Raw genomic sequence first — 13,808 nt, forward strand, 5'->3', positions numbered from 1 at the left:
AATGTACCCCTCAGAAAAAGGCAAACTTGGCAACAAAGAGTGCCGCTAACACGTAGACACTGATGCTGACGTCTTTGCTACGTCCGCTCAGCGTTTTAATAACTGCGTAGGAAATAAAGCCCAGGGCGATTCCGTGCGCGATCGAGAACGACAAAGGCATCATCACTGCGGCGATTACTGCCGGTGCGGCCTCGGTAATGTCATCCCAATCAATAGATGACATACCGGAAGTCATCAGGACGCCAACATACAGCAGAGCACCTGCGGTTGCATAGGCCGGAATCATACCGATTAGGGGCGAGAAGAAGGTCGCCAACAGGAATAGCCCGGCGCAAACCACAGCGGTCAGGCCTGTGCGACCACCGGCGGTAATTCCCGCAGTACTCTCTACATAACAGGTAGTAGTGGAGGAGCCCAACACAGAACCAACGACAGATGCGGAGCTGTCGGCCATCAGGGCCTTGCCCATTCCAGGCAACTTGCCATCTTTATCCAGCAGTTTGGCGCGATCAGAAACGCTTAACAGGGTGCCTGCGGTGTCGAACAGGTCGACAAACAGGAAGGCAAAGATCACGCTGATCATGCCTACTTCGAAAGCGCCAGCGATATCCAGCTCCAGGTAAGTCGGTGCCAGGCTGGGAGGCGCGGATACCAGACCGGTGAACTCTACCTTACCAATTGCCAGGGCGATGACGGTTACCGCAAGGATACCGATCATCACTGAGCCCAGCATACGGCGGTAGGACAGGGCCACAATAATAAAGAAGCCCAGTGCTGCCAGGATCGCCTCAATTGACTTGAGGTCGCCCAGGGTTACCAGAGTAGCGGGGCTGGCCACAACGATACCGGCACTCTTCAGGGCAATGATCGCCAGGAACAGGCCAATACCCGCTGCCAGGGATTGTCGCAGGGAGAGAGGAATACTATCGATAATCCACTCTCGCAGCTTGAAGATACTGAGCAGCAGGAAGATTACCCCTGATATAAACACCGCACCCAGGGCTACTTGCCAGCTGTAGCCCATTTCACCGACGACAACGTAGGCGAAGAAGGCATTGAGGCCCATACCTGGCGCCAATGCGATGGGGTAGTTGGCGTAGAGCCCCATAATCAGGCAGCCAATAGCGGCTGCAAGACAGGTCGCCATAAACACAGCGCCCTTATCCATACCTGCTGCAGCCAGGATATTGGGATTCACAAAAATGATGTAGGCCATCGTCAGGAATGTGGTAACGCCGGCAATCACTTCCCGGCGAACATTCGTCTGACGCTCTGAGAGCTTGAACAACTTCTCCAGGAATGAGGCATTGCCTCCCACCTGCGGGATGTCGGACCCTGGGGTCGCCGATGTTTGGATATCAGTGGGTTTCATATCAGAAGTGGTACTTTACTAGCAGGTTAACGTTGCGCTCGTTGGAATCGACACCATAAGTGCCATCTTTGATTCCGAACTTGTCGTTCCAGTGTACGTACTCAATACCCGCGTACAGGGTCTTGGGTTCACCCCAGGTGGCGCCGGCATCCCATTTCAGCTGGGAGGTAAAGTTAGTGCTCGGATGTGAATCTTCAGAAGCACTGGTCCAATCGATAAATCCGTCGTAGACAAAGCTGGCATCACCCAGGGTAAAAGGCATGGCCCAAACCAGGGTCAGCTGCTCGTTGCTGGCCTTGTCATCGTTATCGCGGTGGTAAACATTCGCCTGTACAAAGGAGAAACCGGGCACCGCGAGATCAAAGCCCACACCTGTCAGGTAATTGGTGAAGTGGGGGCCTGTGGCCGTCAGGTGATCCGGATCATCCATATTGCCTATCTCCACAGTTGTGGCGACAAGCACATCGGTAACCGGTCCGAAAGCCAGCTCACTGCCGCTGAGCTTGCCTAAGCTCAGGCGGGGAGAAATCTCACTATACAGCTCATTGGAGCCATCTTCCGAGTCCAGGTAGTCGGCAAAAATAAAGAGGTCACCCCAGCTGTGGCCACTGGCGTGCTCGAAAGTTACTACGGATCTTTCAGAGTCATCCGTGTTGAGGCTGTAGTTAACCTCGTAATCGTGGCCGTAAAGAAGGCTCAGGCTGTTGTCACTCCAGGTCATCTCAGCTTGGGCAGCTACGGACAACAGGCTAGAGGCCAGCAGTAGCAGGGGCTTGGTTGGTTTCATTCTATTACCTCTGTTACAGCGACAGGCGAATTTCGCTCTGGCGGCCGATGAGAAAATCGGCAGTTGGTTAAAAAATAGTCGCGGAATGTACCAGAACTTAACCCCTGTTTTCCAGTGTTTTTTCTCGGCATTTACGCTTTTTTCCGAGCTTTTTAAGTAACTCTGCACCAAAAAATCACGCTTGGGGAAAACGAGAAACTCATTTATTGGTTAGCGATGGGGCGGTGTAGCAAAAAAGTATTGTTTAATTGGTTTGATAGTAGGGAATCGCTACATTGCAGGGGCAAATTAGGTAAATAGTCCAGAAAGTCGGCATCTGCTCCCCAGTGGTGCTTGCACAGGCAACATGAATACTTTTGGTGCTTTTAGGGTTCGCGATAATAGATGTTGTTTAACTTTGATGACACTGGAAGTCATCCGCTTGGTAGCAGAAGAAGGATGGTTGAAATGTATCTTTTGAGCGTCTTTCTTATATAGGCAGACATCGGCCTGAGGTCGATGGTGATGGTTGGGAAAAGTAAATCGACTTTTAACCTGTATAAAAATTATTTGGCTGTTTGGTTTTTTGGCTAGTTAGTAGGAAATTGGCCCAGGAATGAGTCTGGAAGGGATTGCAGTAACGGGGGGCGACTTTAGGGGGGCTCAGGTGATGCCTACCGAGTCCCGTATTAGCTGGTGGTGATTGGTTACATTTTGCAGCTTTTGAGACCTGGGGCGAGTATTGTTATCGCCCCAATATGCCTTTTCCGATTCGAGTTTGGAATCAGGCTACCTGCTGCTCTGTACCTGACTGGTGCGCCAGGTATTCCTCGTAAGTGCCTTGGAAATCGATCAGTGCTTGATCTTTGATTTCAACAACTCGGGTTGCCAGGGATGAGACAAACTGACGATCGTGACTCACAAAAATAAGTGTGCCCTCATATTTCTCCAGAGCCTTGTTCAGGGCTTCGATGGCCTCCATGTCCAAGTGGTTGGTTGGCTCATCCATGATGAGTACATTGGTGTCCATCATCATTAGCTTGCCAAACAGCAGGCGATTTTTCTCGCCGCCAGAGCAGACCTTTGCCTTTTTATTGGCATCATCTGCGGTAAATAATAGTCGGCCCAGAATACCCCGCACGGCCAGATCATCGTGCTTGGGGGTGCGCCACTGGGACATCCACTCAAATATCGTCAGGTCACCATCAAAATCTGCACTGCTGTCTTGCGGACAGTAGCCGATAGCGGCATTTTCTGACCACTTGACGACTCCGCTGTTTGCTTGGATTTCATTGACAAGACAGCGCAGGAAGGTTGTTTTACCAACGCCGTTCTCACCGATAATTGCCAGGCGCGCACCGGCTTCCAGCAGCATTTCGCCACCTTGAAATAGCGTTTCACTGTCAAAACCATGGGTAAGCCCCTCAAGAGTCAGCGCCTGACGGTGCAATTTTTTACACTGGTTAAACGTAATATAAGGGCTGACCCGACTGGAGGGTTTGATTTCGTCCAGCTTGATTTTTTCCATCTTCTTCGCGCGGGAGCTGGCCTGCTTGGCTTTGGATGCATTGGCAGAAAAGCGGTTCACAAAGCTCTGTAGCTCGTCCAGTTCGGCACTTTTCTTGGCATTCTCTGCGTGAAGTTGTTCTTGTATTAGCGTGGAGGCCGCAACAAAGTCCTCATAATTGCCGGGGAAAACCCGCAATTCACCATAATCTATGTCGGCCATATGGGTGCAGACAGAGTTCAGGAAGTGGCGATCGTGGGAAATGATGACCATTGTGCTTTTGCGTTGATTCAGTACATCTGCCAACCACTTGATGGTGTGGATGTCCAGGTTATTGGTCGGCTCATCCAACAATAAAATATCCGGGTCGGCAAATAGCGCTTGGGCGAGTAATACACGCAATTTCCAGCCGGGAGCTACCTGTTTCATCAGGCCAAAATGCAGGGATTCGTCGATGCCAGCTTCAAGCAGGATTTCTCCCGCACGGCTCTCTGCACTATAGCCATCCAGCTCAGCAAATTGGACTTCAAGCTCGGCTACGCGCATGCCGTCTTCTTCGCTCATTTCCGGTAGCGAGTATATGCGGTCACGTTCCTGCTTAATTTCCCACAGGCGGACATCTCCCATGATGACCGCATCGACGACGGTGTACTCTTCAAATGCAAACTGGTCTTGGCTCAAAGTACCCATGGTGCATCCAGGCTCAATGGATACGTTGCCGGCCGAGGGCGCCAAGGCACCACTCAGGATCTTCATAAAGGTTGACTTTCCACATCCATTGGCCCCGATAAGGCCATATCGGTTGCCATTGCCGAACTTTACAGAAATGTTTTCAAACAGTGGTTGGGCACCAAACTGCATGGTGATATTCGCGGTGGAGATCAAGAGCGTATTCCTGAGGATTACAAATGGGCTCTGGTAAGCCAGTTTCGCCAAAATAGGAGGCGTGATGTGGGGGCCGCACTATAAGGATTTGGCGCTAAAGTGTCGAGGAGTACGTTCAATAACTAAGCAGTTTCTCTGCGGGTGCGATATTAGAGATTGAAATATATATGTTAAAGTATACTCCTAGGCTAGGAGGATATTCTATTTTGGGGTGGGGTGCGATGATATGCATCTGTATACTCCCTGAGTTCGGGCTCTTTAGCAAAAGCTATGGGTCCTAATATTAGGAATATTCCCGGTATAAGTTGCCAGCGCGTAAAGCGGCCACTTTTATTTAAATAATTAACGGGATCACTTGATCTTATTTGTATCCTTTGGGTGGCTCCGACGGCAAAGTAAATGTTAATGCTGTCAGGGGGAAAGGGTTGAAAGGCTAATGACTAGCAGATGTCAGTCAATCAATTTTTGATCTCTATGAGGAGCTAGCAAAGGTTGGAGGCTATATGAAATCGAATTGTTTGCACCTTGCGATTCCGGCAGGGGACCTGGAAACCGCCAAGAAATTCTATTGCGATGTCTTAGGCTGCAAGACCGGCAACAGTGAAGAAGGTCGCTGGGTAGATATCGACTTTTGGGGTAACGAACTCACCCTGCACCAGAGTGAGGAGAAGCTCCCCAATGTTCGCCACAAGGTGGATATGGGAGAAGTGGCTGTTCCTCATTTTGGCATTCACCTGCCGGAAGATGAGTTTCAGGCACTGAAAGGCCGTATCGAAGCTGCCGGGCTGGAATACCTGGACAAGCCCTACCGTCGCTTTGTCGGCAATGAATATGAACAGGAAACCTTTTTTATCGAAGATCCAAATGGCAACGTTCTGGAAATGAAAACGATGGTTAATCCTGAACTGATGTTCAAGTAATCGTCTGGGCCCTGCAGATAGTTGAATCTGTGGGGCTGGGTTTCTCCGGCTATTCCTAGCCCTCCCTTATCCTTGCTAAGAATGCGATGCCTTAATCTGGGGTTGAGTTCTGATTGCCTGAATAATACCTCCTATTACTATCAGTAAGCTGCCGGCATAAGTATTCCAGGTTGGGAGTGTGTTATAGACCAACCAATCCAATATGCCGGAGAAAATCAGGCTTGTATATAAATAGGGAGATAAGCTGGCAGGTCTGTTTACCCGACGATAGGCTTTAGTGCGTAAGGATTGATTGCTGATTGTCGCCAGGCTAAAAGCAATAATCACAATCACAAAACTTACCGAGTCCGATAGAGATACCGCGACTTTCGCAAGCTCCCCAAGATTTCCTTCAATCAATAAAATGGCAAGCATATAGAGGCTGGATAGGCCGAACATCTTGGTGGTTGAAGATATTGTATTTTGCTTCTTTGAAGAGTGGTGCATTACAAACTGTGAACAAGCTCCAAAGAAGCCCGATAGCAGGCCCACTATCATATAGCTATCAAAGCCAGCAGTTGGCTTCAATATAAAAGCAACGCCGATAAAGCTGATTAAACAGGCCGCTAACGTCTTCTTTTTTATCGGATCCTTTTTGGCAAACCGGGTAATAAAAGGGAGAAATAAACCTGACGTTGAAAATAGAAGGGCGGCGACAAGTAAAGAGCCTTTGGACAAATAATAAAACAGGCAATACTGAGCGAGACAAGTGAATAACGCCCTTGCACCATCAATCCTGTCTATTCGATGAGTTACAGGGTTTTTATCGAAAACAATGAGGCAAATCCAAGTTAGGAGTAAAAATGGGGCAAAGAAACGAATAAAGACCACCAGTGATAAGGAGCTAAAGGTGGTTAGTTCTTTACCAAATAGCCCGGTTAGCGACATACAGCTGGCCGCCAGAATTGCGGTAATGACACTGAGGGCAAATTCTCTATTGGAAATGCGGGTACTCATGGTTTACTAGCACCCTCACTAGCAATAATCTCATCGACAGTTTTTACACTGGCTATCTTAGTGAGGAAGTTCAGACTATTCTGTTTATTGTTTTCCGTGTCAGACTCACAGGCATCTGAGGCAATGAGTACTGAAAAGTCTCTATCGTGAGCTTCCCTGGCTGTCAGTTCGACTGTATTTTGTGTTGATACCCCACAGAGAATAATCCTTTCTATATTGTTGCTAGCAATAAGTACTGGGAGTTCGGTCCCATAGAAGCCACTGACACGCCTCTTATAAATAGATATATCGCTATCAGTGATATTGAGATCATCAACAAAAGCAGTGCCCCAGCTTTTCTGACGGAGGGCGCCTATATCTTTGATATAGCTGAAGAGGGGAGAGTTAGAGGAAGATTCCCTGTAGTCGGTGGAAAAAGCGACCCTGATATGGCAAATAAGATGACGTCGTGCTCTTCCCCACGTAAGGAGTTTATTGCTGTTTTCAATAACTCTATTCTTATAGACTCTTGGGGCCGCTGCTGATATTTGTCCCTTTGGATGACAAATATCGTTGATAAAATCGAGGGTAATGATTGCAGTCTTCATGACCAGAGTCTATTGAGGCGAGTATTGGCTTAGTTTAGTAATGATTAAGGAAGCCTTCGATAAAGGATTTTATGATCTATATAGAGATTAAGATTTCTTTGTCATAAATTGCTTTGCTCTTTTTTTTATTGCTGTCACTTCACTCTTCTCAAGCTTATCCAAAAGGCTGAACATCATTGTCATTCTATGATTGCCCTCTAGCATTTTTCTTTTTTCAATTAAGAAATTCCAGTAGAGACTGTTAAATGGGCAGGCCTTCTCTCCAGTTCGTTGTTTGACGTCATAAATACAGTCGCTGCAATAGTTGCTCATTTTGTTGATATAGGAGCCACTACTAATATAGGGCTTTGTTGCAACCAATCCACCATCGGCGAACTGGCTCATTCCCCGGGTGTTAGGCATTTCAACCCACTGAATAGCATCTATGTAAATACCGAGATACCAACTTTCCACCTGGCCAGGGTCAGTTTGTGTTAATAGCGCAAAATTACCGGTAATCATAAGCCTTTGGATATGGTGAGCATAGGCATTTTCCAAACTATTCCTGATGGTGTTGTGAAGGCAGTTCATGGACGTTTTGGCATCCCAGAAAAAATCTGGCAAATTATTTTTATTTTTCAACTCATTCTGATGCTCATAACTGGGCATAGACATCCAGTAGACACCGCGCATATATTCTCGCCAGCCCAATATTTGGCGTACAAAACCTTCAATCTGGTTAAGTCCTATTGAAATTTTTCCATCTTCCCAAGATTTTATCGCTGTATCGATAACCTCTTTTGGAGATATGAGTTTACTATTTAGGGAGAAGCTAATTCGGCTGTGATAAAGAAAGGCTTCATCTGGATCCATTGCGTCCTGAAAATCGCCAAAATGAGCAAGTAGATTTTTACAAAAATGACGAAGTAGTTTTATAGAATCCTCCCTGCTGGTTGGCCATATAAAATTCTCTGGATCAATCTCTCCAATACTCTTAACTCCAGACTTTTTTATACGGGATAAAGTTGAAGTGACATTACTTGTTATTTTTCCCTGCTTGGGTTTGCCCAGCTTTCCATTCCATTTATTTCTATTGCTTTGGTCGAAATTCCACTTTCCTCCTTCAGGTTTTCCATTGTTCATCAGAATGTCATACTTCTTCCGCATATAGTGGTAGAAGCTTTCCATAAGTAGTGATTTTTTCCCCTGGAAGAAGTCTGCCAGCTCTTTTCGGGTGGTCAAAAAGTGCTCAGTGTCGTAGGCTTGAAACTCTATTGATAGTCTCTTCTCTAATTGTAATAGTTGCTGATCTAGTCGGTACTCATCGGGAAGTTGGTACTCAAATTTTTCAATTTTGTGTTTTCTAATAATATCTTCGATATTTTTTGTAAGGTTTTGTTTGTTGTTTTTATCGTCTATTCGATAGTAGATGACATTGCAGCCCCTATTTTTAAGCCACTCTGAGAAAATCTGCATAGCTTCAAAAAAGGCAACGATTTTTTGGATGTGGTGAACAACGTAATCGGTCTCTTGGCGCATTTCAGCCATAAAGTAAATCTTATCCTCCTGGTTACCTCTAAACCAGGAGTGTTTTTGGTTCAATTGATCTCCTAATAGCAAGCGCAGCGTTTTCACATCTCACTTCCTTTATTTAGGTCTTAATATGCCTATAGATAGACCCTTCTATTCACTCCCACATTTTCTACAAAAGTAGAGTCATGGGAGATCAATAAAAATGTTCCAGGGTATTCTACCAGCGCAGTTTCCAGCGCTATACGCGACTCCAGATCCAAGTGATTGTCCGGTTCGTCCAGTAGTAGCAGGTCTGGTGCCTCAGTGCCACGAGTAGCGGCAAGTAAAGCAACCTTTAGTCGCTCCCCTCCACTTAAAGTATTGGTAGAGCGAAGTGCAGAATCACCTCGAATATTCATTGTGGCTAGGGCTGTGCGCCAGAAGTTGGTATCTTTATCAGGGTGCAGGCGGGATAAAGTTTCCAAGGCAGATAGATTTCCATTTAGTTGACTTAGGTTCTGATCCAGATAAAAACAGCTGCCAAAAGTTTTACACAAACCGCTGCGAGGTTTAACTCGACCAGCAATGATCTTTAGTAGCGTTGTCTTTCCGCTACCATTGGCGCCACAAATATGCCAGCGATCGCCACTGTGCATGGTAAGTGATATGGGATCACTCTGAATACCGTAGGGCAGTTTGAGATCCTCAACATGCAGACGAATACCACCCGTTAGCCCTGTTTTGCTAAGTTGCATATTTGGGAGCTTATGACTCTTATAGTCCTTTTGGCAACTTTCTAAATCTAGCTTTAACTTATGGTGCTGACGATCCAGGTTTCTAGTCAGCTTGCCTAAACTTTGCCCTGCACGATCTTTTTTCGCATCTAGTAGCGATTTACATTGTGAACCTTTTAATTTCTTACCCTGGTTTTTTCTGGTTGTAGTTTTTTTAACAGAACTTTGCTTAAGTTTGTTTAGGCTTTTTATATTCTTTTTGGTACTTTCAATTTTCTTTTCTACAGACTGTCTCTGTACCTCTTTTTCTTTCTTGTAGTGTGAATAGTTACCACCATATGTGCGTAGTTTTCCTGAATCTAGTTCCACTATCGTGTCAGCTTGTTGGAGTAAGCTTCGATCATGACTGACCATTAGAATTCCGGCAGAGTGGTTTCTAATTTTCTGCTGTAACCATTTTCTACCGTCTGAATCTAGGTGATTACTAGGCTCATCCAGTAGCAGGTAGTGTTTTTTATGAGAGAAGGCATTGGTTAAAGCCAGTCGGACTCTTTCACCACCGCTAAGATTGCCGATAGGAGTGTCTAACGTGAGGTTTACTCCGGCGCTGTATAAATGCTGTTGCCAAATTGTAGGTAGCTCCCATGAATCTGAGACACGTATCAGATCTTCCTCACTCTGATTGCCAGACTCAATACGTGAAAAACAGTCATAGAGGCCCGTAGGGTCGAATAAATCTACAATTCGCTTGTTGGAATTGCTGCTCACTTGATCCACTTTAAGGTAGTCCGTATACCAAGTAATACTTCCCTGTTCAGGCTTTAGTTTCCCAATCAAAGCCTCTAAAAAAGTCGATTTTCCACTGCCATTATTTCCCACTAAGCCAGTAAATCCCGGAGGGAAGTCAAGATGGATCCCCTTAAATAGAGATTTCTCAGGGACGTTTAAGTAAAGATTTTCTATAGAACAAATGCTCTGCATGTCACCCTCCGGTAGTCGGAATGGGTGGCGCAATACCATGATCTTGAGAGAAAGTTGTAGAGAATGGAGTACGCCACTTGCACGGAAATTGATGGCCTCTTAAGAAACCGGTTTATCTCCAGTGTGTGCAAGGCTTAATTCATTGGCGTAGATAGCTCCAAAAAGAAAAGTTGTTAAGTGTTAGCTTAATAAAGATTCAAAAATACTTCAAGCCCTAACCTAAAAGCGCTCACTTGGTACTCTCAACTCTTAAAATAGAGTGGTATAAGAGCATTATTGATATTACATTGAGATGATGTGTTTTTACGACTTGATTTAGAGCAATAAGTGTTTAAAAGCGGGGGTTACTATGGTATCTGAAGGTTTTATAGTAATTTGTCTATTGATCGTAAGTACAATGCTTTTTTTCTTTTACCGAAAATCACAGCGGGAACGATTTTTAAGAGACTATCAATTCCATCCGTCTCTCAAACAAAGTGTGAAGAACAAATACCCTCATCTCAGCAACAAGCAGCTCAGTATGGTACTCGATGGGTTAAGGGAATATTTTATTATCTGTCAAACGGCTGGTCGACAAATGGTCGCTATGCCATCTCAAGTGATTGATGTCGCTTGGCATGAATTTATATTAAGCACACAGATGTATCGAAATTTTTGTAATAAATCTTTTGGACACTTTCTGCACCACACACCCAATGAAGTTATGCCAGATAAGGATACAGCTAGTGAGGGAATTAAGAGAGTGTGGCGAATTGCTTGTGTTCGTAGTGGTATAAGTCCTTCCAAGCCAAAATCGTTACCTCTGATTTTCTCAATTGATAAAAAGTTGGGGATTTAAGATGGATTTCATTATTCGCTAAACTGTCGTTCGAGAAATAGTCCCGCTGCGGATCACTGTGCCAGTCATATTGGTTGTGCCGCGAGCTGTCAAGGCGGAACTTCCGGCAGTGCCTTCTCTGGAATTTGGGGTGGTGGCTCCTCTTCAGATTCTGGAAGCAGTTGTGGTGGGGGCTGTGGCGGGGGTGGCAGCTAGAGGCAGCTATCACTGCTCTAGCAACCCTGTTCAAGGTGATTAATGAGTGACACCCTGAACATCGCAAAGCTCTTCAATTTCTTCAGCGCTAAAGCCGAGCTCACCCAGCACAACGTGATTGTGTTCTCCCAGAGCTGCCCCTCGGTTAAATAAGTGGGGCTTTTGGCCGTTAAATCTAAAGGGTGTGTTGATCTGTTTAATGTCTCCATTCACAGAGCAGATCATCTCTCTGGATTGGATAAGATCGCTATCAGCAGCTTCTGTAAAATTAAGTACGGGTTCAATACACGCATCAATATCCTGAAATATATCAATCCATTCTTTCTGGCTTTTTGTGGCAATAATTGCTGCAATATCTTTCTTAAGTGTTTCTTGTTGTCCGTCTTGGACAATGCGAGTCAGCCACTCCTTTCGGCCTATTTTTGTTAAAAATTGCTCAGCAAATTGTGGCTCTAAACTTCCCACAGAAAGATAGCGGTTATCTGCCGTGCGATAGTAATCATAATAACTTCCACCGTTTAGCAGTTCGGATTCCAGCTTGGGATCGGTATTTAAAGCCAGTGCATTGGCCCCACTAATTGCGTTTAACGCGAAACTACAGTCCGTCATACTGATATCGATATAACTGCCTTCCCCGGTTCTCTGGCGATGATATACCGCAGCCAGTATCGACATAACCGCATGGTGTGAACCGCCGGCGATGTCTGCAATCTGTGTGCCGCTCAGGCAGGGGCCATGGTCACGGTTGCCGGAATAGCTGGCCAAGCCAGATAGTGCGAGATAATTGATATCGTGCCCAGCACGTTGCTTTAATGGTCCAGTCTGGCCATATCCGGTAATCGAACAGTAAATAATGTCTGCGCGCTGTTGGCTTAAGCTTTGGTGGCCAAGGCCCAGCCTATCCATCACTCCGGGGCGGAATTGCTCGATCACAATATCGTATTGCTGAAGCAATCGGTGAATCACCACTTGCGCCTTTGGATTTTTTAGATCGATCGCCAGGGAGCGTTTGTTTCGGTTAATGGTTGCGTGGGCGGCGGATAGGGAAGCCGTGTCATCGACTAAAGGGGGAAAGCCCCGTAGTAAGTCTGGCCGTGTGGGAGACTCGATTCTTAGTACTTCTGCGCCCAAGTCTGCCAATAACATAGTGGCATAGGGACCGGGAAGTAGGGTAGAAAAGTCGAGTACTTTTAGCCCCTTAAGAGGGGCGCAGTGATTCTTCGTTTGCTGTTTCACTTTTTATTTCATTATTTTAATTGAGAACAGAAATTTCAATCTAGCACTTTAATTTAGTCATCGCGCAGGAGGTCTCGGGAAATAATTAATTTCATAATTTCATTGGTTCCGGCATAAATACGTGCTACACGAGCATCGGCCCAAGACCGGGCGATGGGGTATTCCCACATATAGCCATAGCCGCCATGTAACTGAACACATTCATCCAAAAGTTTGCATTGGAAATCTGTACTCAATAACTTGGCTTTCGCTGCAGTTGCAACGTCGAGTTCCTTTTTATAGTGAAGCTCCAAGCAGCGATCGATAAATACCCGAAGAGCGGTTAACTCACTATCCAGCTCAGCCAGCTTGAATTGTGTATTTTGGAAGGCAGAGATGGGTTTGCCGAAAGCCTTGCGATCCCGTACGTAATCAATCGTCCATTGCAGTGCTGCTTCTGCATTAGCTATTGCATAAATTGCCACACTTAAACGCTCTTGAGGCAATTCCTGCATTAAATAAATAAATCCCTGTCCCTCTCCACCGAGAAGGTTTTCCGCAGGGACTTTGACATCATCAAAGAACAGCTCTGAAGTATCCTGGGCCTTCATGCCTATTTTTTCTAGGTTACTGCCTCTCTTGAATCCAGGGCTATCTGCTTCCACAAGCAGCAAACTGACTCCAGAGGCCCCCTCGTGAGGGTCGGTTTTGGCCACGACAATAACCAGGTCTGCCTGCTGTCCATTGGTAATAAAAATCTTGGAACCATTGAGCAGATAGTGATCCCCTTTGCGCACAGCTGTGGTTCTCACGCCTTGGAGATCCGATCCTGCACCAGGTTCGGACATGGCGATAGCGGTGATCATCTCACCACTAATGCATTTGGGTAGGTACTTTTTCTTCTGTTCTTCCGTGCCGTAATTAATAATGTAGGGCACTGCAATATTAGAGTGCAGGCCCCAGCCAATACCGGAAAGTCCCGCTCGGGCTACCTCCTCATCAATAATGGAGTTGTAGCCATAGTCCAGCCCCAAGCCACCATACTTTTCATCAACTTGTGGACACAGAAAGCCCATTTCTCCAGCTTTATTCCACAGTTTACGATCTACCTGACCATCTTTTTCCCACTGATGGTGGTAGGGTACAGCTTCATTTTCTAAAAATTTACGTAAAGTTTCTCGAAACTGTTCGTGATCTTCGTTGTAAACAGTTCTTGGTACCATCCTTACACCACCGCATTTTATTACTGAAAAATTGAACCAGTGTTTTGATTGGCGATGTAAACAGCGAGATTTTAAAAGCCTGTTTACATCGCTCAAAC

At 45.9% G+C, this 13,808-nt stretch carries 11 protein-coding genes; 2 read left to right on the forward strand and 9 right to left on the reverse strand.

What is annotated here, in order from left to right; translation table 11 throughout:
• Positions 1 to 10: 10 nt before the first annotated feature.
• The 3 genes from ACJJIL_RS00670 to ACJJIL_RS00680 form a co-directional block, all read right to left on the reverse strand.
• Entirely contained in the window at positions 11 to 1,372 is a 1,362-nt protein-coding gene (locus tag ACJJIL_RS00670; RefSeq protein ID WP_413663622.1) for an NCS2 family permease, read from the reverse strand.
• Between the two features lies 1 nt (position 1,373).
• Entirely contained in the window at positions 1,374 to 2,159 is a 786-nt protein-coding gene (locus ACJJIL_RS00675) for an outer membrane protein OmpK (protein WP_444918443.1), read from the reverse strand.
• Positions 2,160 to 2,922: 763 nt separating this feature from the next.
• Positions 2,923 to 4,530 (reverse strand): ABC-F family ATPase, encoded by a 1,608-nt coding sequence (locus tag ACJJIL_RS00680; protein ID WP_445360941.1) that lies wholly within the window; start codon positions 4,528 to 4,530, stop codon positions 2,923 to 2,925.
• Positions 4,531 to 5,033: 503 nt separating this feature from the next.
• Here ACJJIL_RS00680 and ACJJIL_RS00685 point away from each other — a divergent pair.
• Positions 5,034 to 5,450 (forward strand): VOC family protein, encoded by a 417-nt coding sequence (locus ACJJIL_RS00685; RefSeq protein ID WP_282930918.1) that lies wholly within the window; start codon positions 5,034 to 5,036, stop codon positions 5,448 to 5,450.
• Between the two features lie 75 nt (positions 5,451 to 5,525).
• Here ACJJIL_RS00685 and ACJJIL_RS00690 read toward each other — a convergent pair whose 3' ends face one another.
• From ACJJIL_RS00690 to ACJJIL_RS00705, 4 genes are all read right to left on the reverse strand, one after another.
• The gene (locus ACJJIL_RS00690; protein WP_445360942.1) at positions 5,526 to 6,446 is read right to left on the reverse strand and encodes a DMT family transporter; all 921 of its coding nucleotides are present in this window, start codon (positions 6,444 to 6,446) and stop codon (positions 5,526 to 5,528) included.
• On the reverse strand, positions 6,443 to 7,033 hold the full coding sequence (locus tag ACJJIL_RS00695) for a cysteine hydrolase family protein (protein ID WP_445360943.1): 591 nt from the start codon (positions 7,031 to 7,033) through the stop codon (positions 6,443 to 6,445). Before ACJJIL_RS00695 ends, ACJJIL_RS00690 begins: the two co-directional genes overlap by 4 nt.
• A gap of 87 nt (positions 7,034 to 7,120) precedes the next feature.
• Positions 7,121 to 8,647 carry a cryptochrome/photolyase family protein gene (locus tag ACJJIL_RS00700; RefSeq protein WP_445360944.1) on the reverse strand — a complete coding sequence of 509 codons (1,527 nt, stop codon included), beginning with the start codon at positions 8,645 to 8,647 and terminating at the stop codon, positions 7,121 to 7,123.
• 32 nt (positions 8,648 to 8,679) lie between these two features.
• On the reverse strand, positions 8,680 to 10,239 hold the full coding sequence (locus ACJJIL_RS00705) for an ABC-F family ATP-binding cassette domain-containing protein (protein ID WP_445360945.1): 1,560 nt from the start codon (positions 10,237 to 10,239) through the stop codon (positions 8,680 to 8,682).
• Positions 10,240 to 10,588: 349 nt separating this feature from the next.
• Between ACJJIL_RS00705 and ACJJIL_RS00710 the strand changes: the two genes are divergently transcribed.
• Positions 10,589 to 11,077: a glycine-rich domain-containing protein gene (locus ACJJIL_RS00710; protein ID WP_445360946.1), complete on the forward strand. Its 489-nt coding sequence runs from the start codon at positions 10,589 to 10,591 to the stop codon at positions 11,075 to 11,077.
• A gap of 234 nt (positions 11,078 to 11,311) precedes the next feature.
• Here ACJJIL_RS00710 and ACJJIL_RS00715 read toward each other — a convergent pair whose 3' ends face one another.
• Positions 11,312 to 12,508, reverse strand: coding sequence for a CaiB/BaiF CoA transferase family protein (locus tag ACJJIL_RS00715; protein WP_445360947.1), 1,197 nt, complete (start codon positions 12,506 to 12,508; stop codon positions 11,312 to 11,314).
• A 53-nt stretch (positions 12,509 to 12,561) separates the two neighbouring features.
• On the reverse strand, positions 12,562 to 13,710 hold the full coding sequence (locus tag ACJJIL_RS00720) for an acyl-CoA dehydrogenase family protein (RefSeq protein ID WP_413663612.1): 1,149 nt from the start codon (positions 13,708 to 13,710) through the stop codon (positions 12,562 to 12,564).
• Positions 13,711 to 13,808 lie beyond the last annotated feature (98 nt).

The organism is Microbulbifer maximicatervae (SeqCode) (assembly GCF_052468095.1).

Excerpts from the sequence above, each read along its gene's own strand:
- ACJJIL_RS00720 (WP_413663612.1), bottom strand. The coding sequence starts at position 13,710 with ATGGTACCAAGAACTGTTTACAACGAAGATCACGAACAGTTTCGAGAA.
- ACJJIL_RS00705 (WP_445360945.1), bottom strand. The coding sequence starts at position 10,239 with ATGCAGAGCATTTGTTCTATAGAAAATCTTTACTTAAACGTCCCTGAG.
- ACJJIL_RS00710 (WP_445360946.1), top strand. The coding sequence starts at position 10,589 with ATGGTATCTGAAGGTTTTATAGTAATTTGTCTATTGATCGTAAGTACA.
- ACJJIL_RS00670 (WP_413663622.1), bottom strand. The coding sequence starts at position 1,372 with ATGAAACCCACTGATATCCAAACATCGGCGACCCCAGGGTCCGACATC.
- ACJJIL_RS00695 (WP_445360943.1), bottom strand. The coding sequence starts at position 7,033 with ATGAAGACTGCAATCATTACCCTCGATTTTATCAACGATATTTGTCAT.
- ACJJIL_RS00690 (WP_445360942.1), bottom strand. The coding sequence starts at position 6,446 with ATGAGTACCCGCATTTCCAATAGAGAATTTGCCCTCAGTGTCATTACC.
- ACJJIL_RS00685 (WP_282930918.1), top strand. The coding sequence starts at position 5,034 with ATGAAATCGAATTGTTTGCACCTTGCGATTCCGGCAGGGGACCTGGAA.
- ACJJIL_RS00675 (WP_444918443.1), bottom strand. The coding sequence starts at position 2,159 with ATGAAACCAACCAAGCCCCTGCTACTGCTGGCCTCTAGCCTGTTGTCC.